Consider the following 1,244-nt stretch of genomic DNA (forward strand, 5'->3'; position numbering starts at 1 on the left):
CGGGTGGGGGGGGTGTGGCGGGGGGCGGCTGGGTGTCACGGGTGGGCCCAATCCGCTGGTCGCCCGGGCGCGGGGGGCGCCCCCGGGGGGGGTGGGGGCGCGCCGCCGTCGGTGCGGACAATGACGTGCTCAGCTGGTGGTGAGCATGCCGGTCCGGAGTTTGGTGAGGGTGCGGTTCAGCAGGCGGGAGACGTGCATCTGGGAGACGCCGAGGTGCTCGCCGATCTGCGCCTGGGTGAGTTCGTCGACGAACCGCATATGGATGATGCGCCGTTCACGGTCGTCGAGTGCGGCGATCATCGGAGCGAGCGCGTGGAAGTCTTCGACGAGTTCGAGGGCGTGGTCGTCGGCGCCGATGAAGTCGGCCAGCGCGGCTTCGCCGTCCTCGCCTGAGTTGACGGTGGCGTCGAGGGAGGACGAGTTGTAGCCGTTGGAGGCGAGGCGTGCCTCGTTGACCTCCTCCTCGCTCAGGCACATCAGCTCGGAGAGCTCCTTGACCGTGGGGGTGCGACCGAGCCGGCTGCGCAGCTCCTCGGTGGCCTTCGACAGCAGGATCCGTGCCTCCTGCAGCCGCCGCGGGACATGCACCGCCCAGGAGGTGTCGCGGAAGAAACGCTTGATCTCCCCCACGATGTACGGGACGGCGAAGGAGGTGAACTCGACCTCGCGGGTCAGCTCGAACCGGTCGATCGCCTTGATCAGCCCGATCATGCCGACCTGGACGATGTCCTCCATCTCCTCCGGGCCACGGCTGCGGAACCGGCCGGCCGCGAAACGGACCAGGCTCATGTTCATCTCGATCAGTGTGTTCCGCACGTCCTGGTACTCGCGCGTGCCCTCCTCCAGCACCGCCAGCCGGTCAAAGAACACCTTCGACAGCTGACGCGCATCCCGCGGTGCGATCCGCGACGGATCCGCTATCTCCGGCAACGCCTCAGTCTGTGCTGTCGTCGCAACTACCGTCTCAGCCACCGTCACGTCACGCCCCTCCCACAGGTCCAGACCCCCGTGCAGCCAGCAGCTGGCCACCGGCAAAACAGCGTCTGCCCCCTTTCCGGCGGCCCATGCCCGGCGAATCGACGACCTGCCGCCGCTGACCGGTTGAGAAAAGGCGGGAGGGATACCCGCCTGGTACACGAGGTTCGGACCCGAGCCCCGTGCGGCGGGGGGGGGCCGGCCCCGCCCACCCCCCCCCGCCCCCCCCCCCCCGCCCCCCCGCCCCCCGGCCCCCCCCCCCCCCCCCG

1 protein-coding gene is annotated in these 1,244 nt (G+C 70.4%); it reads right to left on the reverse strand.

Annotated elements, in window-relative coordinates; all coding sequences use genetic code 11:
• Positions 1 to 129: 129 nt before the first annotated feature.
• Positions 130 to 978 (reverse strand): RNA polymerase sigma factor SigF, encoded by an 849-nt coding sequence (locus ACFV2J_RS20940; protein ID WP_385439946.1) that lies wholly within the window; start codon positions 976 to 978, stop codon positions 130 to 132.
• Positions 979 to 1,244: the final 266 nt, after the last annotated feature.

The sequence above is a fragment of the Streptomyces sp. NPDC059668 genome (genome assembly GCF_042734135.1).
Lineage (GTDB): Bacteria > Actinomycetota > Actinomycetes > Streptomycetales > Streptomycetaceae > Streptomyces.